This window comes from Steroidobacter flavus (assembly GCF_042651805.1).
Classification (GTDB): Bacteria; Pseudomonadota; Gammaproteobacteria; order Steroidobacterales; family Steroidobacteraceae; genus Steroidobacter; species Steroidobacter flavus.
Window position 1 is genome coordinate 285183 of sequence record NZ_JBHSDU010000014.1, and the last position, 24923, is coordinate 310105.

Annotated in this window: 27 protein-coding genes; 9 read left to right on the forward strand and 18 right to left on the reverse strand. The window is 62.8% G+C overall.

Translation table 11 applies throughout. The annotated features are described in order from the left end of the window. Positions 1-46 precede the first annotated feature (46 nt). On the reverse strand, positions 47-1789 hold the full coding sequence (gene recJ, locus ACFPN2_RS23995; protein WP_380601310.1) for a single-stranded-DNA-specific exonuclease RecJ: 1743 nt from the start codon (positions 1787-1789) through the stop codon (positions 47-49). Next, complete coding sequence (locus tag ACFPN2_RS24000; RefSeq protein ID WP_380601312.1) at positions 1783-2772, reverse strand: hypothetical protein; 990 nt, start codon at positions 2770-2772, stop codon at positions 1783-1785. The genes recJ and ACFPN2_RS24000 overlap by 7 nt, the downstream gene beginning before the upstream one ends. A gap of 39 nt (positions 2773-2811) precedes the next feature. On the opposite strand from ACFPN2_RS24000, the gene ACFPN2_RS24005 reads away from it, so the two are divergent. Then, positions 2812-3189 (forward strand): Mth938-like domain-containing protein, encoded by a 378-nt coding sequence (locus ACFPN2_RS24005; protein ID WP_380601314.1) that lies wholly within the window; start codon positions 2812-2814, stop codon positions 3187-3189. A 369-nt stretch (positions 3190-3558) separates the two neighbouring features. On the opposite strand, the gene ACFPN2_RS24010 is transcribed toward ACFPN2_RS24005, so the two are convergent. From ACFPN2_RS24010 to surE, 3 genes are read right to left on the reverse strand one after another with little or no spacing between them, the layout of a single operon-like run. Further along, positions 3559-4227: a peptidoglycan DD-metalloendopeptidase family protein gene (locus ACFPN2_RS24010; RefSeq protein ID WP_380601316.1), complete on the reverse strand. Its 669-nt coding sequence runs from the start codon at positions 4225-4227 to the stop codon at positions 3559-3561. A 32-nt stretch (positions 4228-4259) separates the two neighbouring features. Beyond that, positions 4260-4961, reverse strand: coding sequence for a protein-L-isoaspartate(D-aspartate) O-methyltransferase (locus ACFPN2_RS24015; RefSeq protein ID WP_380601318.1), 702 nt, complete (start codon positions 4959-4961; stop codon positions 4260-4262). Beyond that, complete coding sequence (gene surE, locus ACFPN2_RS24020) at positions 4958-5725, reverse strand: 5'/3'-nucleotidase SurE (protein ID WP_380601320.1); 768 nt, start codon at positions 5723-5725, stop codon at positions 4958-4960. Before surE ends, ACFPN2_RS24015 begins: the two co-directional genes overlap by 4 nt. 86 nt (positions 5726-5811) lie before the next feature. On the opposite strand from surE, the gene ACFPN2_RS24025 reads away from it, so the two are divergent. Next, on the forward strand, positions 5812-6348 hold the full coding sequence (locus tag ACFPN2_RS24025; protein WP_380601321.1) for a Smr/MutS family protein: 537 nt from the start codon (positions 5812-5814) through the stop codon (positions 6346-6348). A gap of 4 nt (positions 6349-6352) precedes the next feature. Here the strand turns inward: ACFPN2_RS24025 and truD are convergent, their stop codons facing one another. From truD to ACFPN2_RS24070, 9 genes are all read right to left on the reverse strand, one after another. After that, positions 6353-7405: a tRNA pseudouridine(13) synthase TruD gene (gene truD, locus ACFPN2_RS24030; RefSeq protein ID WP_380601323.1), complete on the reverse strand. Its 1053-nt coding sequence runs from the start codon at positions 7403-7405 to the stop codon at positions 6353-6355. Continuing rightward, positions 7402-7893 (reverse strand): 2-C-methyl-D-erythritol 2,4-cyclodiphosphate synthase, encoded by a 492-nt coding sequence (ispF, locus tag ACFPN2_RS24035; protein ID WP_380601325.1) that lies wholly within the window; start codon positions 7891-7893, stop codon positions 7402-7404. The genes truD and ispF overlap by 4 nt, the downstream gene beginning before the upstream one ends. After that, positions 7890-8591: a 2-C-methyl-D-erythritol 4-phosphate cytidylyltransferase gene (gene ispD, locus ACFPN2_RS24040; protein ID WP_380601327.1), complete on the reverse strand. Its 702-nt coding sequence runs from the start codon at positions 8589-8591 to the stop codon at positions 7890-7892. The genes ispF and ispD overlap by 4 nt, the downstream gene beginning before the upstream one ends. A 142-nt stretch (positions 8592-8733) precedes the next feature. After that, complete coding sequence (ftsB, locus tag ACFPN2_RS24045) at positions 8734-9126, reverse strand: cell division protein FtsB (protein ID WP_380601329.1); 393 nt, start codon at positions 9124-9126, stop codon at positions 8734-8736. Between the two features lie 10 nt (positions 9127-9136). Then, the gene (gene eno, locus ACFPN2_RS24050) at positions 9137-10429 is read right to left on the reverse strand and encodes a phosphopyruvate hydratase (RefSeq protein ID WP_380601331.1); all 1293 of its coding nucleotides are present in this window, start codon (positions 10427-10429) and stop codon (positions 9137-9139) included. Next, positions 10426-11259 (reverse strand): 3-deoxy-8-phosphooctulonate synthase, encoded by an 834-nt coding sequence (gene kdsA / locus ACFPN2_RS24055; protein ID WP_380601333.1) that lies wholly within the window; start codon positions 11257-11259, stop codon positions 10426-10428. The genes eno and kdsA overlap by 4 nt, the downstream gene beginning before the upstream one ends. 16 nt (positions 11260-11275) lie before the next feature. Further along, the gene (locus ACFPN2_RS24060) at positions 11276-12937 is read right to left on the reverse strand and encodes a CTP synthase (RefSeq protein ID WP_380601335.1); all 1662 of its coding nucleotides are present in this window, start codon (positions 12935-12937) and stop codon (positions 11276-11278) included. Positions 12938-13081: 144 nt separating this feature from the next. Beyond that, positions 13082-14419, reverse strand: coding sequence for a tRNA lysidine(34) synthetase TilS (tilS, locus tag ACFPN2_RS24065; protein ID WP_380601337.1), 1338 nt, complete (start codon positions 14417-14419; stop codon positions 13082-13084). A 13-nt stretch (positions 14420-14432) separates the two neighbouring features. After that, complete coding sequence (locus ACFPN2_RS24070; protein ID WP_380601339.1) at positions 14433-15395, reverse strand: acetyl-CoA carboxylase carboxyltransferase subunit alpha; 963 nt, start codon at positions 15393-15395, stop codon at positions 14433-14435. A 195-nt stretch (positions 15396-15590) separates the two neighbouring features. On the opposite strand from ACFPN2_RS24070, the gene ACFPN2_RS24075 reads away from it, so the two are divergent. Continuing rightward, entirely contained in the window at positions 15591-16370 is a 780-nt protein-coding gene (locus ACFPN2_RS24075; protein WP_380601341.1) for a hypothetical protein, read from the forward strand. On the opposite strand, the gene ACFPN2_RS24080 is transcribed toward ACFPN2_RS24075, so the two are convergent. Next, the gene (locus ACFPN2_RS24080) at positions 16367-17362 is read right to left on the reverse strand and encodes a ParB N-terminal domain-containing protein (RefSeq protein ID WP_380601343.1); all 996 of its coding nucleotides are present in this window, start codon (positions 17360-17362) and stop codon (positions 16367-16369) included. The genes ACFPN2_RS24075 and ACFPN2_RS24080 overlap by 4 nt on opposite strands. Before the next feature lie 142 nt (positions 17363-17504). Between ACFPN2_RS24080 and ACFPN2_RS24085 the strand changes: the two genes are divergently transcribed. Continuing rightward, positions 17505-17813, forward strand: coding sequence for an ElaB/YgaM/YqjD family protein (locus ACFPN2_RS24085; protein ID WP_380601345.1), 309 nt, complete (start codon positions 17505-17507; stop codon positions 17811-17813). Positions 17814-17822: 9 nt separating this feature from the next. Continuing rightward, positions 17823-18080, forward strand: a complete 258-nt coding sequence (locus ACFPN2_RS24090; protein WP_380601347.1) for a hypothetical protein — start codon at positions 17823-17825, stop codon at positions 18078-18080. Positions 18081-18134: 54 nt separating this feature from the next. Here the strand turns inward: ACFPN2_RS24090 and ACFPN2_RS24095 are convergent, their stop codons facing one another. From ACFPN2_RS24095 to ACFPN2_RS24105, 3 genes are read right to left on the reverse strand one after another with little or no spacing between them, the layout of a single operon-like run. Then, complete coding sequence (locus tag ACFPN2_RS24095; protein ID WP_380601348.1) at positions 18135-19034, reverse strand: spermidine synthase; 900 nt, start codon at positions 19032-19034, stop codon at positions 18135-18137. Next, positions 19024-19623, reverse strand: a complete 600-nt coding sequence (locus ACFPN2_RS24100; RefSeq protein ID WP_380601349.1) for a fused MFS/spermidine synthase — start codon at positions 19621-19623, stop codon at positions 19024-19026. The genes ACFPN2_RS24095 and ACFPN2_RS24100 overlap by 11 nt, the downstream gene beginning before the upstream one ends. Before the next feature lie 20 nt (positions 19624-19643). Beyond that, complete coding sequence (locus ACFPN2_RS24105; protein WP_380601351.1) at positions 19644-20201, reverse strand: hypothetical protein; 558 nt, start codon at positions 20199-20201, stop codon at positions 19644-19646. A gap of 89 nt (positions 20202-20290) precedes the next feature. Between ACFPN2_RS24105 and ACFPN2_RS24110 the strand changes: the two genes are divergently transcribed. The 4 genes from ACFPN2_RS24110 (at position 20291) to ACFPN2_RS24125 (ending at position 24920) form a co-directional block, all read left to right on the forward strand. Further along, positions 20291-20572, forward strand: coding sequence for a hypothetical protein (locus tag ACFPN2_RS24110; RefSeq protein ID WP_380601352.1), 282 nt, complete (start codon positions 20291-20293; stop codon positions 20570-20572). 184 nt (positions 20573-20756) lie between these two features. Beyond that, positions 20757-22043 carry an MFS transporter gene (locus tag ACFPN2_RS24115; protein ID WP_380601354.1) on the forward strand — a complete coding sequence of 429 codons (1287 nt, stop codon included), beginning with the start codon at positions 20757-20759 and terminating at the stop codon, positions 22041-22043. 15 nt (positions 22044-22058) lie between these two features. Beyond that, the gene (locus ACFPN2_RS24120) at positions 22059-23270 is read left to right on the forward strand and encodes a serine hydrolase domain-containing protein (protein ID WP_380601356.1); all 1212 of its coding nucleotides are present in this window, start codon (positions 22059-22061) and stop codon (positions 23268-23270) included. Positions 23271-23309: 39 nt separating this feature from the next. Continuing rightward, a complete protein-coding gene (locus ACFPN2_RS24125; RefSeq protein WP_380601358.1) occupies positions 23310-24920 on the forward strand; it encodes an amidohydrolase family protein in 1611 nt (536 codons plus the stop codon). Positions 24921-24923: the final 3 nt, after the last annotated feature.

Here is a 24923-nt window from a genome sequence, read left to right on the forward strand (position 1 = left end):
GCGGGCAATTCAATTGCGGGAGGCGGATCCTAGCAAAAACGGGCCCTTAAAGGACCCGCAAATACTCCACGACCAATTGCAGGCGCTCCGAGCCGTTGAACCGGTTCACGTCCAGCCGGTAGGCCAGCTCGACCCGGGACTCGGGCTCGACGTGCGGCGCGTCGTCGTGATCGAAATGCCGGAAGGCGATGGCCTCGCAGCTGGTCGCAGCCTTGATCGGACCGTCGCCCGACACGCTCCTCACCTCCAGCTTCAAGTGCCGCTCGCCGAGGATGCGCACGTTGCGCACCTCGAAGCAGCCATCGAACATCGGCTCGGGAAAGTTCTGGCCCCACGGCCCCGCCTGCTGCAGCAGCCGGGCGACATCGAGCGTCAACTCCTCCTGTTGCAGGCTGCCGTCGGAATGCACGATGCCGATGGTGTCATCGACACTCATCCAACGACGCACCTCGGCGTCGAACTCGGCGCGGAACGTCTCGAGCGTCGCAGCCGGCAAGGTCAAGCCCGCCGCCATGGCGTGACCGCCGAACTTTTCGATCAACCCGGGGTGACGAGTCGCGACCGCATCGAGCACGTCGCGAATATGAACGCCGGAAATGGAGCGCGCCGAGCCCTTCAACGTGTCTGCATCCTGGCGAGCCAGCGCGATGACCGGACGATTGACCCGCTCCTTGACGCGCGACGCGACCAGACCGACGACGCCCTGGTGCCACGACTCATCGAACAAACAGAGGCCCAGCGGCAGCTGCGGATCTTCAGCGCGCATGTCCGCGATCGCCATCAGCGCTTCCTGCTGCATCTGCAGCTCGAGCTCTTTGCGATCGGTGTTGAGTTGGGTCAGCCGCGCGGCCAGCATGCGGGCCATGTTGGGATCGTCCGTGAGCAAACATTGAATGCCGATCGACATGTCGTCGAGCCGGCCCGCCGCGTTCAAGCGCGGCCCGATCTGATAACCCAGAGCCGCTGCGTTCACAGTGGAGGGAATGCAATTCGCCGCTTCGAGCAACGCATGAATACCAGCGGCGCATCGACCCGCGCGAATGCGACGCAGTCCCTGATACACCAGCACGCGATTGTTTCTATCGAGCGGCACCAGATCCGCCACCGTGCCGAGCGCGACGAGATCGAGCAACTCGGCCACCGCCGGCGGATTCGCCGAGAGCCCGCGCTCTTGCATAGCGCGCGTCAGCGCGGCCATCAGATAAAACGCCACGCCTACGCCGGCGAGTGCCTTGCTAGGAAACGTATCGCCGGGCGCATTGGGATTCACGATCGCATTCGCGGCCGGCACCGTCGCGGGCGCGAGGTGATGATCCGTGATCAATGTTTCGATGCCCAACGACGTGGCCATGGCCACGCCGGCGTGACTGGAAATGCCGTTATCGACGGTGACGATCAAGCCGGGCTTGGACTCCGCCGCGAGCTGCACGATCTCCGGCGTCAGGCCATAGCCGTACTGAAAGCGATTCGGCACCAGGAAGTCGACTTGTTTGAAGCCGAGCCGTCGCAGCTGACGCACCACCAGCGCCGTGCTGGTCGCGCCATCGGCATCGAAATCGCCGACCACCACGATGCGAGTGCCGCGACGGAAATGTTCGCAAAGCAGATCGACTGCGACATCGATGCCGCCGAGCCTCCCGATCGGAATCAGACGCGCCAGCCCGAGATCGAGATCTTCGGCTTCGTTGACGCCCCGGTTCGCATACAAACGTTTCAGCAGCGGATGCAGATCGCTGGGCAGCGCCGCCAGGCCACCCGCCTCACGGCGACGGATCGTGCGATTCAACATGCGCCCCAATTCGCCGGCTGCAGATCACGGCGCCAGAATTTGAACAGGGCCGCGCGCGGAGTGACGACCTGCCAGGTATCGAACATCACGGTGAGCTTCGAGAGCGCACCGCTCATCAACGCACGACTCAGCGGCGCGAGCCACTGCGTCTCGAGGGCTCCCGGATTCGCCACATCGATCGCCGCCACCGTCGGCCCAGCGACCTGCGTCAGCAGCCCGGCTGCATCTGCAGGTTGCGAGGTCACAAGTCGATCGTGCAGGCGATAGATGCCACGCAAATAAACATCGTCGCCGCAAGCGGCCGGCAACGACGGTGTGCTCAAGTCACTCAACATTCCTTCCCCATGCATCCAGATCGCATTCAACGCCGGCAAGCCTCGGCGCTGCCGTTGCGTATTGACTGGATGCTCGTGTAACAACATTTGCAGCTCGGTCATCAGGCGTCGCAGCCCGCCCGCGTCGCGACCGCGCGGCAGAATGTCTTCGCCCGGATTCGCCGCAGCGAACTCCGGCGTGACCGTCTGCACTTGCAACGGCGCTTCGCTGCGCAGAAGCCACTCGCCATCGGCACCGACGTGCAACTCGAATCCCGTGGACTGCAGATGATCGACGATCGTCGGCGTCAGCGACTCGCGTTCAGCAACGCTCATGCGCGCCTGCCCTCGCAAGGGAACTGTCGTCAGTCGATCCAAGCCCGCGGCGAAGTGTATAGGCTGCGCACGCAGCCAGAAACCGTCAGCGCGTTGACCACTGAGGCCCGTGCGAATCACCGCGGCGCTGGGATACTGATCGGCCGACGCGTGCAGTTGAAGTGCGTCGAGGATGCCCGCATGCAATGCATCCTGACGGGGATCGAGCGCTCGCTTGCTCAGCGAGCCGCGGCCGGCGAAACGCGCGAGTTGCGGCCATTCGACGGCACCCGTCTGGTCCGCGGCGCGTAAGGGATTCAAGCCCGAAATGATCAGGGTCAGCGTCTTCAACATCTTCTGCGCGGCGGCGACGACCTGCGCTATGGTAGCCGAATGAAACTCACCGACGAGAAAATTGCGGGCATCAACTTGATCCGCTCCTACGGCCCGAGCGAGGTGCGCATCGGCGAGACGGTGCTGCATTCCAGCTGCCTGGTGAAAGCGGATCAGATCGTCAGCGACTGGCGGCCGCAAACCGTGGCCGAGCTGTCGCTCGACGATCTGCAAGCGGCGATCGCGATGAAGCCCGAAGTGATCATCATCGGCACGGGGCCGAAGCAGGAGTTCCCCGCGCCCGAAGTGCTGGGCGCGGTGATGTCGCGGGGGATCGGTTGCGAAGTGATGGAGCTCGGCGCGGCATGCCGCACCTATAACATCCTGGCAAGCGAGGGACGCACCGTGGTCGCGGCGCTGTTACTCAGAAACAGTTAGACCAGGAAATTTAACTAGAGGAAGAACATCTCCCGGTCGTCCTGCGTAGCAGGGCGACCGGGAGAAGACGCGAGGGACTGAAGATCGTTCGACCCAACTCGCCTGGCCGCTCCACTGGAGTCGTCGCCTGACGGAATATTCTTTTTCTTTTGCTTTTGTTCTTCTTCGCGCTGTTTCCTCGAATCCCCCTCCGCCCCCGCGTCTTCTCCCTGTCACCCGGCTGGGTGGTTTTAGGGAGGACATGTTGGGGGCGGATTTAGACACACGATTGCGGATCGCGCAACTATTGTTCGCTTCGCGAAAGTCCGAGGGGCCGAAGCCGCAGCTCGACTGCAATCCTCGGGCCAGTTCGAGGGGACAGTTTCTCCCTCAACGTTGCGGCAACAAGCTCAACGGATTGCCCGGCGTCCCATTGATCCGGATCTCGAAATACAGCTGCGGCGAGCCTTGCGGACCATTGCCCATGGTCGCGATCCGCTGTCCGGCTGAGACCGCGTCGCCCTCCTGGATCAGCACCGATTGCAGATGACCGTACGCGCTCAGGTATGTTTCGTTGTGCTTAACGATGATGAGCTGGCCGTAACCCAGCAGACCGGAACCGGTATACACGACGCGTCCCGGGCCTGCGGCGCGCACGTCTTCGCCTGATTTTCCCGCGATCATCAGCCCCTGACCGCCGTTGGGACGTGAGGTGAGCGTCGCTGTGCCATCGCTCACCGGCCATTGCCACTTCACCGGCGGGCCGGTCGGGATCGCGGGCTGTCGAGGTGCCGGCGGCGGTGATTTCTTAGGGGGAGTTGAAGACCTAGGGGTTGACGATGCAGCTCGCGTTCCGCCCTTTCCCGAGGCCGACAAGCGCAACGTCTGGCCCGGATAAATCACATAATCCCGGCCGATGTTGTTCCAGCGCGCCAGGTCCTTGTAATCGAGCTTGTGACGAAACGCGATGGAGTACAGGGTGTCGCCGCGCTTGACGGTATAGGTCCCGCCCCGCTCCGGAGTGGAAGCGCACCCAGCCACCAGGGCCAGCGCAAGCAACCACGGCGCGAGCCACCGGCACCACACCGAAATCAGTTCAGACCCTTGAGCAATGGTACGAAACTGACCAACCCCAGCGTCTCCTTGTGAAATTCGTCGCCGCGACGCTCGTCGACGCGGCGAGTGATACGCACCAATTGCTGACGACCTTCCGGCCCGACCGGCGCGATCAGCCGGCCACCGGGCGCCAGCTGCTGGAACAAAACATCCGGAATCGCGAGCGGCGCGGCCGCCATCAGAATGGCGTCGTAAGGCGCATGCCCGCTCCAGCCCTGAAAGCCGTCGCCGTGACGTAAATGGACATTAGAGATATTCAGTTCCCGCAATCGCTGCCGCGCACGCTCCTGCAAGGCACCGATGCGCTCGATGCTATAGACGAAACGCACGAGCGGCGACATCACTGCGGTTTGATAACCGCAGCCGGTGCCGATCTCCAGCACCTTGCCCGGCGTGCCGGCTTCGATCATCGCTTCGGTCATGCGCGCAACCACGAACGGTTGTGAGATCGTCTGGCCGTGGCCGATAGGCAACGCTGTATCTTCGTATGCACGCGTCGCGAGCGCTTCATCGACAAACAAATGACGCGGCACATTGCGAATCTGATCGAGCACCGCTGCATTGACGATGCCTTGATCGCGCAGCCGCTGCACCAGCCGTTCGCGAGTGCGCGCCGAGGTCATGCCGATGCCGGCACGACTGGCGATGTTGTTCTTCGGTGGCGCCGGTGGCTTCATTCAGCGCGTCCCTGCAGCCAGTTGCTCATGTCCTCGAGCATCGAATGACGCGTCAGATCGATCTGCAACGGCGTCACCGAGACATAGTTGTTCGCGACCGCATGGAAGTCGGTGCCCGGCCCCGAGTCCTGACTGCCGCCGGCCGGCCCGACCCAATATACCGGCCGGCCGCGCGGGTCGGACATTTTCACGATGGGATCGGAACGATGCCGGAATCCCAGACGCGTCGCTTGATAGCCCCGCAACTGATCGTAGGGAACATCGGGCACATTCACGTTGAGGATGGTCGCCTGATGCAACGGCGAACGCTGAATGCGCATCACCATCTCAGCGGCGACGCGCGCCGCGGTCGCGAAGTGATTGCCGGAGTTCGGCTGAATGACCAGCGACACCGCGATGGCCGGCAGGCCGAGGAAGCGTCCCTCGATGGCGGCGGCGACCGTGCCCGAGTAGATCACGTCGTCGCCCAGGTTGGCGCCATCGTTGACCCCGGAGACCACCATGTCGAAGTCGCTCTCGCCCTCGAACAGCCCGGAGACCGCCAGGTGGACGCAATCGGTGGGCGTGCCATTGACGACCAGGAACTTGCGCGCCTCGAACGGCAGCACGCGCAACGGCATGTCCAGCGTCAGTGAGTTACTGGCACCGCTGCGGTTGCGGTCGGGCGCGACCACGGTAATGTCTGCGAGCGGCGCAAGCGCTTCGCCCAGGGCACGCAGGCCCTCGGCGCGGTAGCCGTCGTCATTGCTGAGAAGGATCTTCATGAATTCATGAAAGCTGGCGGCGCGGAACTATACTGGAATCCGCGCTTCAACTTCATAGCAGGGACAGTGGAGCGCTGGAGTATCGGGTGAACGACGATCGGGACGAGGACAATTTGAGCTTCCGCGAGGCGATGCGCGACGTGCGCCGCCTGCGAAATGTCGACAAGCGGCCGCCATCGGCGCCCAAACCGCCGCCGCGTGCACGCTTTACGCGCGCCGACCAGCAGGAGGTCCTGAAGGAGAGCCTGCTGCCGCCGAGCGACGAGGCCATGCTCGCGACCGGCGACGAGCTGAGCTTCCGCCGCCCGCACATTCCTGAAGGGGTCCTGCTCAAGCTGCGCCGGGGCCACTACACGGTCGACGCCGAGCTCGATCTGCACGGCATGACCGGCGCCGAGGCCAAAGCCGCCATGCGCGAATTCCTCACCGCGGCCATCAACCGGCGCGCCAGCTGTGTTCGCATCATTCACGGCAAGGGCCGGGGCTCCGGGCCGCGCGGCCCGGTGCTGAAGAACGTCGTCAATCAATGGCTGCAACGGATCGACAACATCCAGGCCTTCGGCTCGGCCCGACATGTCGATGGCGGCAGTGGCGCCGTCTACGTGCTGCTGCGAACGAAATGAACGATCAAACATCGGCTTCCGGTGTCTCGGCTTGGAAGGCATTGCTGATCAGCTCGTGAAGCACGCCAGTGGCGAACGAGCCTCGCTGCAAACGAAACTGCAGATGCACGTCCGCCCCGTCGATGCGCCACTTCAGCTCACGCACGGGTACGCGCAGCGGCCGACGTTCAGGTTCCAATCGGGCCTTCGCCAAGCCCGCCGCGAGCACGGCGTATTTCTGCGCCGTCTGCATCTCCAGCTCCGCGGTCGCGCCCTTCGACAGCAGTGAATCCCCGTGCCACATCGGCCCGGTCGGATGGACGTCGAGCTGCTGACAGCGGTCACGCAAAGTGTCGTCGACGGCCTCGGCGAGAAAGAAGCTGCCGCTGCCATTGAGATTCACAACGTCGCCATCGAGCAGTCGATTCCAGGTGCCGGCGCCGATGCGCTCGGCCAGCACCGCATTGAAAATCACCGAGCGGGCCGCCGATAGCGCGAAACCTCGCTCCGCGCGCTCCGGTGCCGGACCGCCCTCGAACCAGGCGATCGCGCTGGCGATGTTAGATCCGTTGTGACCGAAGCGTTGCGGCCCGAAATAATTGGGCGTGCCCGCCGCTGCGAGCGTTTGCAATCGCTGCTCGAGCACCGCCAGGTCGCCCGAGAATTCACGCAGCACGATCTCGAAGTCGTTGCCCTTCAAGGCGCCCCGCTTGAGCTTGCGACGCGTGCGTTCGGCACCGATGACCTCGAAGCCATCGCCGGTGACACCGAGCCAATTGGGAACCGCGGAGCGACCCGGCACAGTGAACGCCTGCTCCGCGACAGCATCGCGATCTTTCAAGCCCGCGAAGCCGACATCGCGCGGATGTATCTTGCCGATTCGTGCAAGCTGCTTGGCGACCCACATCGTGTTCGCGCCGCGCTTGCGCACTTTCAGCAGCAGATGATCGCCCTCGCCATCGGCCTCGAAGCCGAGCCATTCGCGCACGATGAAATCTTCAGGCGTAACACGCAAGCGCGCAGTGCCCGCCGGTCCGCCGTGAGCGCACGGCAGATTCATAAAGTCGACGACATTCATCCAGAGATATGCTCGATCAATGCGATGGCCTGACAAGCGAGCCCTTCGGCGCGGCCGATGAAGCCCATTTTCTCGCTGGTCGTGGCCTTGATGTTCACGCGGGTGATGTTGATGCCGAGGTCGGCGGCGATGTTGGCGCGCATCGCTTCGCGATATTTGCCGAGACGCGGCGCTTCGCAAATGACGGTGGTATCGACGTTCACGACGACGTAGTCGCTCACTTTGAGCAGATCGCGAACGTGACGCACAAACGCACGACTGTCGGCACCTTTCCAGCGAGCATCGGTATCTGGAAAGTGCATGCCGATATCGCCGAGCCCGGCTGCACCGAGCAACGCGTCGCAGATTGCATGTAACAGCACGTCGCCATCCGAATGCGCGAGGATGCCGTGCGAGTGAGGAATCTTTTCGCCGCCGAGCGTGATGTGATCGCCCGCGGTGAAGGCGTGAACGTCGTATCCCTGCCCGATACGAAGTTGTGAAGTCATGATGCGCTCCGTGATCTCAAAATGCGCTCGGCTCGCGGCAGGTCTTCGGGCAACGTGATCTTGATGTTGTCCGCATCGCCCGCGACCAGCTTGGGTTGCAATCCCAGCGCCTCGACCGCCTGCGCCTCATCGGTGACCGCGACGCCGTTCGTCTGCGCACTCTCGAGCGCCCGCTGCAGGACGACATGGCGAAACATTTGCGGCGTGAGTGCACGCCAGAGTTTGTCTCTCGCCACGGTTTGCGAAACCCGTCCGTCCTCGTCGGCGCGCTTCAATGTATCCACGACGGGCGCCGCAAGCAGCCCACCCACCGCGTCGTCCTGCAATTCATTCAGCAACCGATCCAGATCGGTCGCCGACAGGCAGGGCCTGGCAGCATCGTGCACGAGCACCCAATCGTCCGGCGCCGCGCGATCTTGTAACGCTCGCAAGCCGGCGAGCACTGAGTCCATACGCTCGGTGCCACCGATAGTCGTTGCGACCTTCGCATCGCCCGCGAGCGTGGTTTGCGCCCAGTGCTGATCGCCCGGCGACAACGCCACGACGATGCCGGCCGTGCGCGCGTGCGCCAGGAACGGTGCCAGCGACCACTCGATCACCGTGCGACCGGCCAGCGATAAATATTGTTTGGGCACAGCGGCGCCCATGCGACGGGCACTGCCGGCCGCGGGCACGACGACCCAGAATCTAATCTCCAAACGAGAACCTCAGACGTGATCATAAAAACTCGGGATCGGGCATCCTGCCACGACCCTCGGGCGAGCTGGCAAAAGGCGTGACTTTTGCCACTCGCTCGCCGCCCATGGCGGCGCGGCTACATCCCTGTACCCGAGTTCGTCGCTAGTCTTTATTCGGCGTGCGAGCCTGAATGACGCTGGCCGGACTGTTGCCGCGCGAGCTGCCGCCACCGCCCTCTTCTTCCGGCTCGCTCGGCGGTGCCGGTGCGGGCTGAACGGCGGGCTTAGGCTCGACCACCTGGTAGAAGGTCTCGCCGCGACCGACCATGCCGAGGTCGGTGCGCGCCCGCTCCTCGATGGCGACCGTGCCCTTCTTCAGGTCCTGCACTTCCGCCGCCAGCGTGCGATTGCGCTCCTTCAGCTCGCGGTTCTGCTCGCGCTGAACCTCGATGTCGGCCCGCAGCTGACGGACCTCACGCATGCCGCCGTCGCCCAGCCACAGCCGGTACTGCAAGAGCACCAGCACGATGACCAGGGCGGCGGCGAGGAACTTCATGCGTCCGTACTTAGCACGACATGCCCGGCAGCGGCACCGGCAGCGCTTCGATGCCGGCGTACTTCGCCTCAGCGCCCAGCTCCTGCTCAATGCGCAGCAGCTGGTTGTACTTGGCGATGCGATCCGAGCGTGACATCGAGCCCGTCTTGATCTGCGTGGCGCGCGTCGCGACGGCGATATCGGCAATCGTCGCGTCTTCGGTCTCGCCCGAGCGATGCGACACGACCGCCGCGTAGCCCGCGTCCACCGCCATGTCGATGGCGGCGATGGTCTCGGTCAGCGTACCGATCTGATTCACCTTGATCAGGATGGCATTGGCGATGTGCTTCTCGATGCCCTGCTTCAGGAACTTGGTGTTGGTGACGAACAGATCGTCGCCGACCAGCTGCACCTTCTTGCCGATGCGATCGGTCAGCAGCTTCCAGCCGTCCCAATCGTCCTCGCTCATGCCGTCTTCGATGGTGACGATGGGATAGCGACCCACCAGGCCTTCGAGGTAATCGGCGAACTGCGAGGAATTGAATTTACGATTCTCGGACTCGAGGTGATAAATGCCGTCCTTGAAGAACTCGGTGCTGGCCACGTCCAGGCCGAGGAAGATCTGCTTGCCGGCCTTGTAACCGGCGCGATCGATGGCTTCGAGAATGGTTTCCAGCGCTGCTTCGTTCGACGGCAGGTCCGGCGCGAAGCCGCCCTCGTCGCCGACCGACGTGGCGAGCTTGCGCTCGTGCAGAACTTTCTTGAGCGTGTGGAAGATCTCCGCGCCATAGCGCAGTGCTTCGGACAGCGACGGTGCGCCGACCGGGAGAATCATGAACTCCTGGATGTCGACGCTGTTATCGGCATGCGCGCCGCCGTTGATGATGTTCATCATCGGCACCGGCAGCGTCTTGGAGCTGCCCAGGCGACGGAACAACGATTGTTTGGTTTCCTTGGCCATCGCGTGCGCGTTGGCCATCGAGACGGCGAGCAGCGCATTCGCGCCGAGACGTGACTTGGTCTCGGTGCCGTCGAGCTGGATCATCGCCTGATCGATCGCGGCCTGGTCGCCGGCATCGCGGCCCACCAGCAGCTTCTTGATCTCGCCATTGACGTTGGCGACCGCCTTGAGCACGCCCTTGCCGAGATAACGCGACTTATCGCCATCGCGCAATTCGATGGCTTCACGCGCACCGGTCGAAGCGCCGGACGGGACTGCGGCGCGACCCACGGCGCCGGAATCCAGATATACATCGGCCTCCACGGTCGGATTGCCGCGCGAATCGATGATCTCGCGGCCGCGGATGTCGACGATCTTGCTCATAACAAACTTTCCTCGTAGGGCCGTGACTTCACGGCTTGATCCAATTCTTTTAGCGTTGTCAGCAACGCTTCCATGCGCGCCAGCGGCCAGGCATTCGGGCCATCGGATAAAGCTTTGGCGGGATCGGGATGCGTCTCCATGAACAAGCCGGAGACACCAGCCGCCACCGCCGCGCGTGCCAGCACGGGCACGAACTCGCGCTGACCGCCGGACGAAGTGCCTTTGCCGCCAGGCAACTGCACCGAGTGAGTCGCATCGAACACGACCGGCGCGCCCGTCTCGCGCATCACTGCAAGTGAGCGCATGTCGGAGACCAGATTGTTGTAACCGAACGTGAAGCCGCGCTCGCACACCATGATCTGCTGATTGCCCGTGGAGCGGGCCTTCTCGACCACGTTGCCCATTTCCCAGGGCGACAGGAACTGACCCTTCTTGATGTTCACGGGTCGATTATGCGAACAGACATTCACGATGAAATTGGTCTGGCGGGCCAGGAACGCCGGCGTCTGCATCACATCGACGACTGAGGCGACTTCCGCGAACGGCGTGTCCTCATGGACGTCGGTGAGCACGGGCACGCCGAGCTGCTTCTTCACCTCGGACAGGATACGCAGGCCCTCTTCCATGCCCGGGCCACGGAAGCTCTTCACCGATGAACGATTCGCCTTGTCGAAGGACGACTTGAAGATGAACGGCACGTTCAAGCGCGTCGTCAGCTCCTTGAGCCGGCCGGCGACGTCGACGTTCAGTCCTTCGCTCTCGATGACGCACGGGCCGGCAATGAGGAAGAACGGCTTGTCCGGTCCGACATCGAAGTTCAGCAGTCGCATCGTCTTCAGATCTCTCTCAGGCGCCGCCGACGGCGACGCGCTTCTCTTCGGGCTGCTGGCTCTGGTGATAAGCACGCGCCGCCTTCACGAACCCGGAGAACAACGGATGACCGTCGCGCGGCGTGGAGCGGAATTCCGGATGGAACTGGCTCGCCACGAAGAACGGATGCGACGGCAGCTCGACCATTTCCACCAGGCCGTCGCGCGAGAAGCCGGAGAAGCGCAGGCCCGCGTTCATCAGCTTCTGCAGATACCGATTGTTGAACTCGTAACGATGACGATGGCGCTCCATCACCGTGTCCGAGCCATAGATCTGATGCGCCTTCGAGCCGTGCGACAGACGCGCTTCCTGAGCGCCCAGGCGCATGGTGCCACCCATGTCCGACTTCTCGGTGCGCTGCTCGACCTTGCCCTTCTCGTCCTGCCACTCAGTGATGAGCGCGACGACCGGATGCGGCGAGGCGCGGTTGAATTCGGTCGAATGCGCGCCCTGCAGGCCGGCGATGTTGCGCGCGAATTCGATGATGGCCAGCTGCATGCCCAGGCAGATGCCCAGGTACGGGATCTGACGCTCACGCGCGAACTTGATCGCCTGCATCTTGCCTTCGACGCCGCGCTCGCCAAAGCCGCCCGGCACCAGAATGGCGTCGACGCCTTCGAGGCAGCCGGTGCCGTGCTTCTCCACATCCGTCGCTTCCACGAACTGGATGTTGACGCGCGTCCGCGTGCGCACGCCGGCATGGGTCAGCGCTTCGGACAGCGAGATGTAGGAGTCACGCAGGTTGACGTACTTGCCGACCATCGCGATCGTGACCTTCGCCTCGGGGTTGGCCTTGGCGTTCACGACCTGCTTCCACTCGCTCAGGTCGGCCGGCGGCACGTCCAGGCGCAGCTTGTCGACCACGATGTCGTCCAGGCCTTCTTCGTGCAGCAGCTGCGGGATTTTGTAAAGATCGTCCGCGTCCACCGCGGTGATGACGGCGCGCTCTTCCACGTTGGTGAACAGCGCGATCTTGCGACGATGCTCGGCCGGCAGCGCGTTCTGCGAACGGCACACCAGGATGTCGGGCTGGATACCGATGGAGCGCAGCTCCTTCACCGAGTGCTGGGTCGGCTTGGTCTTGATCTCGCCCGAGCTCGGGATGTACGGGATCAGGGTCAGGTGCATGTAGAGCACGTTGTTCCGGCCCAGCTCCACGCCCAGCTGACGAATCGCCTCGAGGAACGGCAACGACTCGATGTCGCCGACCGTGCCGCCGATCTCCACCATGCAGATGTCGGCATCGCCGGCACCCATGCGGATGCAATGCTTGATCTCATCGGTGATGTGCGGGATGACCTGCACCGTCGCGCCCAAGTAGTCGCCGCGACGCTCCTTCGCGATCACGCGCTCGTAGATGCGCCCGGTCGTGAAGTTCGAATTACGTGAAGTCGTGGTGCGCACGAAGCGCTCGTAGTGACCGAGGTCGAGATCGCTCTCGTAGCCGTCGGTGGTCACGAACACTTCGCCGTGCTGGAACGGGCTCATGGTGCCCGGATCGACGTTGATGTACGGATCCAGCTTCACCATGCTGACCTTGAGCCCGCGCGACTCGAGGATGGCGCCCAGGGAAGCCGCGGCAATGCCTTTGCCCAGCGAGGAAACAACACCGCCGGTTACACAGATAAAACGCGTCATCGTAAAGCACCGTCGCAAACAAGAAGGGTGGGATCTGGATCGTGACGCACCCGATCAGAAGGTGGGCGCATCAATGAATCACGACGGGAGCGCAGTCTAACTCAATACGTTGCGTACGGATAGCGGCGAAAGGACAGAAATCGTCTATACGTTGGGGTCGCGGCCGACAATCGCGGGCCGCTGCTCCCAGGAAATCGACACGGAGGGCTCGTCGTCACGCGCGGCGAACTCGTCGGCGATCCACAAATCCCCGACAGCGACGAGCTGCTTGCCCGCGTACACGAGCGGCAGGCGCTCGCGCCACCATGGCAGGATGGCCGACGCTTGCAGCAGCTTCTTCAACTTGTGGTGAATCGCGTGACCGGCGGGCTGCAAGGTCTCTCCGCCCACACGAAACCGCACAGACAATGTTGCGGGAAGCTTAGCAGCGCTCAAGCCGCCCGGCGCTCCAGGAGAGATACGTAACGCGCCGAGATTTGCCGGCAATTGGAGCGATGTGTGGGTGGGCCAGGTGAGCGTCAACTCAGTGTCGAGGGGCGGCAGTTTCTGCTCGCAATACAGCCGGCCCCGATGCCGGCGCATTTCCCAGCCATCCCAGCCGACACAAGGCACGCGATCCGGACCGGCGGCGAGCATGTCGTGCTCGATGCCCGCCAGCTTGCGCGTCGACGGCGCCCGAGCGCCCCGCCGGCGGATCCAATATCGCAATAGATTCCGGCGGCGTTCCGGATTGAGCGCCGCCAACGCCGCGACACTCAGACACTCACCCTCGATGGCCTGCTCGGCATCGATCGCCGCCAGTTGCTCCAGCGTCCGCCAGGCCTCTTGTAAGTGTTGCGAGGAGCGCAGCGCTGTCTGTGCCGCCGCCGGCCATCGCTCGCGAAGCGCCGACACGATTCGATGGCGGATGAAATTACGGTCGAGCGCGTAATTGTCGTTGGAGGGATCGGTGAGCCAGACCAATCCTTCTGCCCTCGCCCACATCTCGAGCTCGGCACGAGTGAAATCCCACAGCGGTCGGAGCAACGCGCCGCTGGCGAACGGCTCGAACACTTGCATCCCGCTCAAACCCAACACACCCGCACCTCGCATCAGCGCGAGCAGCATGGTTTCCAATTGATCGTCGGCGTGCTGACCGACTAACAGATATTCGCCAGCCCGCAGCTCTTTCTCCAACGCGTGGTAGCGAGCATCGCGAGCCGCGGCTTCGAGACCTAGCTCCTCGATGCCTGTGACATCGACGCGAATGGAGGTGAATTCGACTTGCAGCGCTCGAGCCTGTTGCTCGCAGTGATCGCGCCAACGCGCCGAGTCCGTATGCAGTCCATGATCGATATGAACCGCGCGCATTCGGAAGCCGAGCCGGGCAAACGAATGTAACAACACCGTGGAATCGAGGCCGCCGCTGAAAGCGATACAAACAGCGGCGTCCGGCGGCAGCTTGCCTTGAATACGATTTTGCAGCTCACGTGGAGTGAACATGAGCCGCGACTCGTCAGCCGACGCTATAAACTCCGTAGCCGCGCAGGCGCTGTTCGCGCGCCTTCATCAATTGGTCCAGCGGCTTGGCCTGCAACTCGTTGAGATTACGCAGCAGCGCATCCTTCAACGTATCGGCCATGACCTGCGGATCGCGATGCGCGCCGCCCAGAGGCTCTTTGAGCACTTCATCGACGATGCCGCCCAGCTTGGCGATGCGCTCGGCGCTCACGCCCATGGCCTCGGCCGCCAGATCCTTCTTATCGCCGCTACGCCACAGGATGCCCGCACAGCCCTCCGGCGAGATCACCGAATAGATGCTGTACTGGAGCATCAGCAAACGATCGCAGACGCCGATGGCGAGCGCGCCGCCCGAGCCGCCCTCGCCGATCACCACGCTGATGATGGGAACCTGCAAGGTCGACATCTCGAACAGATTGCGCGCGATGGCCTCGCTCTGGCCGCGCTCTTCGGCGCCGACGCCGGGATAGGCACCCGACGTGTCGATGAAAGTGATCAGGGGCAACTGGAAGCGCTCGGCCATGTGCATCAGGCGCAGCGCCTTGCGATAGCCCTCGGGCTTGGGCATGCCGTAATTACGACGCACGCGCTCCTTGGTATCGCGGCCCTTTTGCTGGCCGATGATCATCACCGGCCGGCCGTCCAGACGCGCCACGCCGCCGACGATGGCGTGATCGTCCGCATACATGCGATCGCCGTGCAGTTCCTGGAAATCCGTGAAGATCGTGCTGATGTAATCCAGCGTGTACGGCCGCTGCGGATGACGCGCCAGCTGCGCGATCTGCCATTGGCTGAGGTTGGAGAAAATGCTGGTCGTCAGCGCCCGGCTCTTGGCGCGCAGACGTGCGATCTCCTCGCCGATATTCACCTCGGCGTCGCTGGAGACGAACTTGAGCTCGTCGATCTTCGCCTCCAATTCGGCGATCGGCTGCTCGAAGTCCAGGAAATTCATTGCCATGCAAACAGTTGCCTCATCCTTCGGAGGCGCGAACATAGCGGGGGTCGGGGCGAAGGGCAAGCGTGCAGCCCGGACCCCGTAGGCGCTCCGGCCGCCTGAACGGCGCCCGCGCCCGATCTGCCGGGCCAAACTCATTGACCCCGTTGCACCGATTGGCCCGTTTACAGCCATCAGCCACCCAATAGCGGAGCTGATATGCGCCGGTTGCCGCCCTTGCTGATGCTCATCGCCCTGTCGCTGCCCAGCCTGGCGCTCGCCGGGCGGGACTACGCCCCGGGGTATATCCAGCAGCTGGCCCGCGTCGAGATTTTCGACCGGACCGCCGGCTACACCCTGCCCGTGCGCGTTCATGAGAACCGTCTTTATGTGGTCGGCGAGCCCGGCCATCAATATGAAGTGCGGCTCGACAACCGGACCAGCGAGCGGCTGCTGGCGGTGACCAGCGTCGACGGCGTGAATGTCATCGACGGCAAGACCGCGGATGAACAGCAGTCGGGCTATGTGCTCGATGCCGGTGACGGCGTGAACATCGAAGGCTGGCGCAAGAGCCTGGACGAAGTCGCGACCTTTTATTTCACCAAACTCCCGAAGTCCTACGCCGCCCGGACCGGTCGGCCGGAAAACGTCGGTGTCATCGGCGTGGCCGTGTTTCGAGAGCGCCGTCCCTGCTGCCACTACCACCAACCTTCATTCGAGGAACGTGCGGCGGCTCCGCCGGCCGCGGCAGATGAATCATTAGCGCGTCGCGAGCAGGACAAACTCGGCACCGGCCACGGTCATCGCGAAACATCGCGCGCCGAGTACGTCGACTTTCAACGCGCGTCGCACGTGCCGGCAGAAACAATCGTTATATATTACGACTCGAAAGAAAACCTGGTCGCGCGCGGCGTGATTCAGGACTCACGCCACTACGCCGAGAGAGACCATCCCAATCCGTTTCCGGAGGGAATGTTTGTTCCCGATCCGGGCTTTTAAGACTCGGTGTCCGGCGCACCGCCGCCCGCCTTCGCCAGGTCCTGCTGGTTCACCTTGTCCACGTTGAACTTCGCCAGCCGCTCTTTCATGGTCTTGAGCACTTCGGGCAACGGCGGCGGCTCATCCTTGATCCAGCGTAACGGATTGATCCGAGCGACCACGAACGCGCGTAGATACGGGCTGACCAGGCCGCGCTCTTTCAACTTCTCGATCACGACCATGACCTTCTCGTCCAGCTCGAACAGCTGGTCGGCGTACTTCTGATGAACCTTCAGCGACGCTTGCAACGACTCGTCCGAGAACTCCTCGAGCCGACGCAGGATGGGATGATAAGCACCGCCCGCGAAGTTGCCTTTGCGCTCGTAACACAAGCCCAGGGTGACCAGCGACGCCTCTTCCAGATAGAAGGCGAAGTCCTTTTCCGGCCGGCGCGCATCTTCCTCGATGAGCCCTTTGTAGATACGAATCACCTCGAGCGAGCGCTCGCGCAGGTTGTGAGCTTTTTCGGTGTTGAGCGCCAGGATCTGCCACGCGATCTCACGTTTGGGCACGACCAGCGCGATGATGGATTTCGCGCCGAGCCGGCGCATCGCTTCGAGCCGGTGCCGGCCGTTCGGTGTCCAGAAGCCTTCTTTCGGCGCGGTGATGGCGATCACCGGATCCAGAAACAAGCCGGTGCGATCGATGACGCCCGACAGCTTCTTGTAGTGGGCATCGGACAGGTCGCGCTGAAACGGCGTAGGCTCGACCTGATCGATGGGCAAAGCCGCGAGCATCAGCGGATTGCGGCCCAGCGGCTCGCAATAACTGCCGATGACAAAACCGCCCTCGCGCTCGATCCGTTCGGCGACGGCCGCCGCTTCAGGCGGCAGATTCTCCAGACGACATTCGGCCGGCATGACGCCGCGGGTGCGCGGAGCTGCCTTTTTCGGTGTCTTACGCTTGGCCGGCGCTCGCTTACGCTTCGCCGTCGTTTTGCTTTTCGTGGCCATGAACTACTCCGTGCAAAGGATGCATACGGATCCAGATACGCAGTCAAATCCTACGTGGAACCCGCCTGCAATTCATCGCGTTGTTTTTGCGGACGGCGGATTAGTCCGCGCCGTACCAGTCGAGTTCCGAGGAGGTTCCCCCATGCGAAACGGTGCTTTTGACACCCCTATCCGACATCTGCGCAAGGATTTGCAGAGCGTGGCCCGTGACGCCGAAGAATTACTGCGCGCCACGGCCGATGTTACCAACGATCGCGTTCAAGAAGCTCGTGCCCGCACCCAGAAAACCGTGCGGCAGGCCTTCGACAATCTGTATGACCGTCGGATGCAACGTCGCGTCCGCAAATATGCCCGCTATACCGACGCGTATGTGCGCGATCACACCTGGGGCATCATCGGCGCAGTCGCCGGCGTCGCTTTGATCATCGGCTTTCTCACGCGTCGCGACTGAGGACATTTCATGAGCCAGACCCACGAGAGCAAGGTGTGCGACGCCATCAGCGATCCCACCCGCGAGTATCGCAAGCCCATCGACGTGGTCCGGGATACTGAGCTCGATGCCGATGAAAAGCTGCGCATCCTGGAATCGTGGAAAAAGGACGCGGAGTTATTGTCGACGGCTCAGGACGAGAACATGGCCGGCGGCGAGCGCCCGCAGCTGCAGGACGTGATGCTCGCCATTCAGGAATTGGAACGCACCCGCGGCTCGATCAACTGAGCCGCAACCACACCGCGGCTTGATCGATCAAGCCGCCGGTGATGCATCCTCTGCTCAGTTCTTGCCGAGATTGAGCAGGTTCGCCGGCGAGTATTGATCGGTGAGGATGCGCGCGTCGCGTTCCCAGTCTTGTTTGGTCGAGAACAGCGGCAAGAGCTTGCTCGTGCTCATGCCGAACGTATCGAACGCCCCCTCGAAGCGCTGGCTGTTCGCTTGCAGCTGCTCCGCGTCGGGCAACGGGCCATTGGCCGCGATGATGACGCGGTTCTCCTTCTTCAAATTGAAGAACTCGGGAAACACCGACGCGTACGTGGTCGACTCATGATCGTAGAGTCGGCTCGATGAGAAGGTATTGGCCGCGAGCACTCCGCCGGGCGCCAGCAGCGCCTTTACTTCCTTCAGGAATTCCTGGGTCAGCAAGTGCTCGGGAATGTATTCGTGATCGAACGCGTCGAGCATGATCAGGTCGTAGCTCTTCCGCTCCCGCAGCGCCCGCTTCACCTGCACGCGACCGTCCGCTTCGATGACGTTCATTTCGTTGTTGTCGCCCAGATCGAAATAACGACGCGCCACTTTGACGACCGCGGGATCGATCTCAACCACATCGATGCGCGCCTGCGGCACCAGCTCATGCAGTGCGCGTGGAATCGTGCCGCCGCCGAGGCCGATGATCAGCACCGACTTGGGCTCGGGCTTCACGAACAGCGAGCCCAGCATCATCTGCGGATAGTTCATGACGATGCGGTCGGGATGCTTCACGTCCTGGCAGGTCTGCCGGCCGATGCGACAAAAGCGAGTGAAACAGATACAGCGCACGTCGCCCGTCTCGTAGACGAGCACTTCGCGATACAGCGAACGTTCGGAGTGCAATAACTTCATATTGTCGGCGGCCGCCCCATGACCTGCGAGCAACCCGGCCCCCAACAATAGCAAGGCTCGCCAACTACTGCGCATTCGATTCTCCGCGAGCCAGACAGGCGACCGCGCCGATCAGGCCTGAAATGGTCATCAGCGCGATCAGGATTTGGTTCACTTCCAGGATCAGCACCAGATAGAACGAAGTCAGCAGCGTGCCGGCGGCACTGCCAAAAGTCGACACGAAATACAGCTGACCGGCGTGGCGACCCGAGCTCGAGCGGTCCGGCACGATCAGGCGCACCGCGTACGGCGAGATCATCCCGGAGAACACGGTGGGAATGAAGAACAGCACCGTTGCGCCGACCAGCGAGCCGAAGCGCGGATCGGGAATGGCATTGGCGACCGCATCGAGCAGCGGCACGGCGAACAGCAACAACGGCAACACGGTGAGCGCGGCGACGATCAGGATCAGCCCGAGCTTGCGCACCGAGGGAGCGTTCATCGACAGGCGCCCGCCGGCCAGATATCCGATGGACAGCGCCAGCATGAACACGGTGATGATGGCGCCCCACACGTAGATGCTGCTGCCGAAGGTCGGCGCCAGCAAGCGCCCGCCCAACAACTCCACCGCCATCACAAAGAACCCGGACCAGCCGGCAATCAAGTAGCTCAATGTCAGCTGCATACCCAGACTTCGCGTAACGATCATTGATCCGCTTTGCTGGCGGGCGGCGGAATTTCACCCGATGCGGCCACGACTTCGAAGGAGTCTTTGACCGTGCCTCGCACACCGGGCGCGGCTCCTCGCATCCATACCGAGCTGGAGAAATCGCGCGCATCGCCCGGAGGAATGGCGATCGAAATCCAGTGCTTGTCCTGCCACAGCACGATGCAGCCGGTCGGATCCAGCGCGCCTTCGAAGCAATCCCGTCGCGTGACCAGCAGCGTGACGGACTTCAGCAAAGCGTCCGATTTGTTCTGGATCCGGCCGCGCAACTCGAATGGGGCGCCGCCTCCCGTCATTTTCACGCCGTCCACCTGCACCTGATTCGGCGCAATGATCTGCAGCGCCGCCGCCGGGGATGTCGGCCGCCCGCGCTGCTGCACCTGTGGGCGGTCGTCATCCGGTGGCGCGCGTAAGCGCTGAATGACACCCCATGTCAGCATCGCACCGAGCAGCACGCACCCGACGATACCGATCGGGCGGTAGCGCGGCACGGCCAGCGCGATGACGATGAAAATTGTAGCGAGTATCCAGTACACATTGAGAGCATACCAGCCGTGCGCGGAACCTCGATGACCGGCGGACGTTTTACCTCGCAGTTAGGTTGACGCACTGGAGGACCGCACTCATGGGATCACAGCGAAACGAAGGCGAAGGCAACAAGACTGCCGATCGCAACTATCGCAAGGCGACCAAGGAGTTCGTCGAGTCCGAGCGCGGTCAGCGCGAGATCGAGAACGCCGGTAACGTCTCGCCCAGCGAAGAGAAGGACATTCGCCGCGCCGAGCAGCAAGCCAAGCAACGTGCCAAGGATCACGATCCGGCCGAAGTGACCGGTCACAGCGATGCGACCACTCGCGAAGGCACCAGCCGGGAAGATTCGTCTCGGAATTCACGACCCGCACATTAGCCGACGGATGGGTATGACTCCGTCGGTCTAGCAGGCCGTGAATTTCGAAGCGGTGTGATGGCCCAGCGACCAGTTCGGGCCGTCCACCGCTTCCTTTTATGGGGCATTCGGTGTTTCCACGGTGCTTCTCTTTGAGGGGCGCTTCGTTCACCATCCCGCGCGGGCCCACTAATAACTCTACCAAGTGAACGATAGCGCGGGGATCGAGACCACAACCAGACAACGTTTACGGGCCATTTTCGGCGGCTCCGTCGGCAACCTGATCGAGTGGTATGACTGGTACACGTACGCCGCGTTCGCGATCTATTTCGCGCCGAGCTTTTTTCCGGCGACCAATAGCACCCTGCAATTGCTGAATACCGCGGCCATCTTCGCCGTCGGCTTCTTGATGCGCCCGATCGGCGGCTGGGTGATGGGCCGCTATGCAGACCGTCACGGTCGCAAAGCTGCATTGACCCTGTCGGTCACGCTGATGTGTCTGGGTTCGCTGATCATCGCCGTCACGCCGACGTATCAGACCATCGGCGCCGCCGCCCCTGCCCTGTTGCTGATCGCGCGACTGATCCAAGGCTTCAGCGTTGGCGGCGAATACGGCACCAGTGCGACTTACATGAGCGAGATCGCGACCGCCGGCAAGCGCGGTTTCTATTCAGGCATCCTGTACGTCACGCTGATCATGGGTCAGTTGCTGGCGCTGGCGGTGCTGATGGTCCTGCAGTTCTTCGTGCTGGACGCGCAGCAGCTGGAATCCTGGGGCTGGCGCATTCCCTTCATCATCGGCGCTCTGGCCGCCGTCGCCGCGCTGTATTTGCGCCGGAATCTGGTCGAGACCGACGCGTTCAAAAACAAATCCGCCGCGCCCGAGTCAGGCCAGTTGACCCTGCTGCTCAAGCACCCGCGCGAAGTGCTGATCGTCATCGGGCTGACCATGGGCGGCACGTTGTTCTTCTATACGTTCACCACATACATGCAGAAGTTCCTGGTGAACACGGTCGGACTGAGTAAAGGCGAATCCACGCTGGTATCGACCGCGAACCTTTTCATCTTCATGCTGCTACAGCCTTTGATGGGCGCGCTGTCCGATCGTTACGGCCGACGACCCATGCTGATCGTATTCGGCGTGCTTGCGCTGTTCGCAACGGTGCCGCTGCTGTCGGCGCTGTCACAGGCGCACGATGCCTGGACCGCATTCGTCCTGATATTCATCGCCCTGGCGATTTCCTCGCTGTACAGTTCCATCAGCGCCGTGGTGAAAGCTGAATTGTTTCCGGTGGAGATCCGCGCACTGGGCGTCGGCCTGCCGTATGCGATCACCGTCTCGCTGTTCGGCGGCACCGCCGAGATGATCGCGCTGGCGTTCAAGAACATCGGCCACGAAGAGCTGTTCTACTGGTACGTGACCGGCTGTGTGTTCATCTCGCTGCTCGTGTACATTTTCATGCGAGACTCGCAACGGGAGTCGCGCATCTAGCCACGAGGACCTCGCATGTCACCTGAAGCCGCCGGTCTGTCCAGCAGTCGCCTGCAGTATCTCGACCGGTACGTGCAACAGCGTTACGTGGACATGGGCCGCCTGCCCTGCGCCATGACGCTCATCGAGCGGCGCGGCGAGGTCGCACATTTCAGCGTGCAAGGCCAGATGGACCTGGAACGCACGCGTCCGCTGCAGCAGGACACGATCTTCCGCATCTATTCCATGACCAAGCCCATCACCAGCGTGGCGCTGATGATGCTGGTCGAGGAAGGGCTGATTGCGCTCGACGATCCGGTGCATCGTTACATTCCTCAGTGGCGCAACCTGGGGGTGTACGAAGCGGGCTTCATGGAAACATTCCGCACGCGGCCGACCAAAGCGCCGATGCGCATCGTCGATCTGCTTCGTCACACCTCGGGCCTCACCTACGGTCTGCAACAGCGAACCAACGTCGATGCCGCGTATCGCCGGTTCGGCTTCGGCGATCCCGCCGGCACAGGCACGCTCGAGGCCATGATCGAGGGGCTTGCGAAGATTCCGCTCGAGGCGTCGCCCGGCGATGTCTGGAACTATTCGGTGTCGACCGATGTGCTCGGCTATCTGGTGGGCAAGATCTCGGGCATTCCGTTCGAAGAGTTCCTTCTGCAGCGGATCTTCGCGCCGCTCGGCATGGTGGACACGGATTTCTCTGTGCCCGCATCGAAGGCGTCGCGGCTCGCGTCGTGTTACGTGCTCGCACCGGATGGTCGCATGAAGCTGCAGGACGATGCTCAGACCAGCCGCTTCCTGCAGCCGCCGGCCTTCATCTCCGGGGGCGGTGGCCTCGTGTCGACGGCGGCCGATTATCTGCGCTTCTGTCGCATGCTGTTGAACGGCGGCTCGCTCGACGGCGCTCGCCTGCTCAGCCCCAAGACCATCGAGCTGATGACCGCCAATCATCTGCCTGGCGGCAAAGAGCTGCCCGACATGTCGGTGTCGTTGTTTAGTGAGGCGAGCTATTCGGGCGTCGGCTTCGGCCTCGGCTTCGCAGTCACCACCGACCCGGCCCGCACGCTCATCCCCGGCAGCCAGGGCGATTTCTCATGGGGCGGGATGGCCAGCACCTACTTCTGGATCGACCCGCGCGAGCAGCTGATCGTCATCTTCATGACCCAGCTGATCCCCTCCACGATCTACAACCTGCGCCGGGAGCTGCGCACGCTGGTCTATTCCGCGTTCACATGAGCTAGCATGCGCGCTCCGTGGCATCGAAACGAGCGACGCATGCATCCTCGAGCGCTTCTTCGGACGCTGGCCTGGACGACCATTGTATCCAGCCTGCTCCTGCACACCGCCGCGAGCCTCGCGGCCGACGACGAATACAAAGTGCCGCCCGCGCCGGCACGCAAAGAAGGTGACGGCCCCTACTCGCAGCTGATCCTGCGTAGCGCGATCGTGATCAACGGCACCGGCGCGCCCGCGTTCGGGCCGACCGACATCGTCATCGAAGGCAATCGTATCGTGAACGTGTTCCCGGTCGGTGCGCCCGGCGGCACCAAGGAACCGCCGAATCGGCCGAAGCTGAAAGCCGGCGGTCGCGAAATCGATCTGCGCGATCACTATGTGCTGCCCGGCCTCGTCGACATGCACGGTCACATTGGCGGCAGCGAACAACGCGTGCCGTCGGAGTATGTATACAAACTCTGGATGGGCCACGGCATCACGACCATCCGCGACCCCGGTTGCGGTAACGGCGTCGAGTGGTGCGCGAGCGAGACTCGTCGTAGCGAGCGCAACGAGATCACCGCGCCGCGCATCTTCCCTTATGCGTTCCTGACGCCCGAGAAGCCGCTGACCACGCCCGAAGAAGGACGCAAGTGGGTGCGCGACATCAAGGCCAAGGGCGCGGTGGGCATGAAATGTTTCGGCTACCGGCCCGATGTGTTGCAAGCGATCTTCGACGAACTGAAGAAACAAGGCATGCGCAGCGCCTGCCATCACGCGCAGATGGATGTGAGCAGGGTCAACGTGTTGACCACCGCCCGCTGGGGCCTCACCACGATGGAACATTGGTACGGCCTGCCGGAAGCGCTGTTCGACGATCGCACCGTGCAGAACTATCCGCCGGCTTACAACTACTTCAACGAGCAGGACCGCTTCGCGCAGGCCGGCCGGTTGTGGCGTCAGGCCGCCAAGCCCGGCAGCGAAAAGTACGAGGCCGTGATGAAAGAACTGCTGGCCCTCGACTTCACCATCGATCCGACCTTCACGATTTATCTCGCGTCACGCGATCTGATGCGCGCTCGTCGCGCCGACTGGCACGAGCAATACACCTTGCCGCAGCTGTGGGACTTCTACACCCCGAATCGCGACAATCACGGCAGCTTCTTCTTCGATTGGGGCACCGAGGACGAAGTTGCCTGGCGCGATAACTACCGTCCGTGGATGGAGTTCGTGAACGATTACAAGAACCGCGGCGGTCGCGTCACGGTCGGCTCGGACTCGGGCTTCATCTATCAGTTGTATGGTTTCGGCACGATCCAGGAGCTGGAGCTATTGCGTGAGGCCGGCTTCCATCCGTTGGAAGTGCTGCGTTCGGCGACGCTCAATGGTGCTCAGGCGCTCGGCGCGGCGGATCGCATCGGCTCGGTCGAGCCGGGCAAGCTCGCCGACCTCGCCGTACTCGACGAGAATCCGGTGGCCAATTTCAAAGTGATGTACGGCACCGGTCACGTGCGGCTCGGCGACGATGGACGCACTCGCCGCGTCGGCGGCGTGAAGTACACGATCAAGGACGGCATCGTCTACGACGCCCGACGTTTGTTGAGCGATGTGCGCGATATGGTCGCCGAGGAAAAGCGCAAGCGCGGCATCACGCAGCTTGCGCAACCGTAGTCG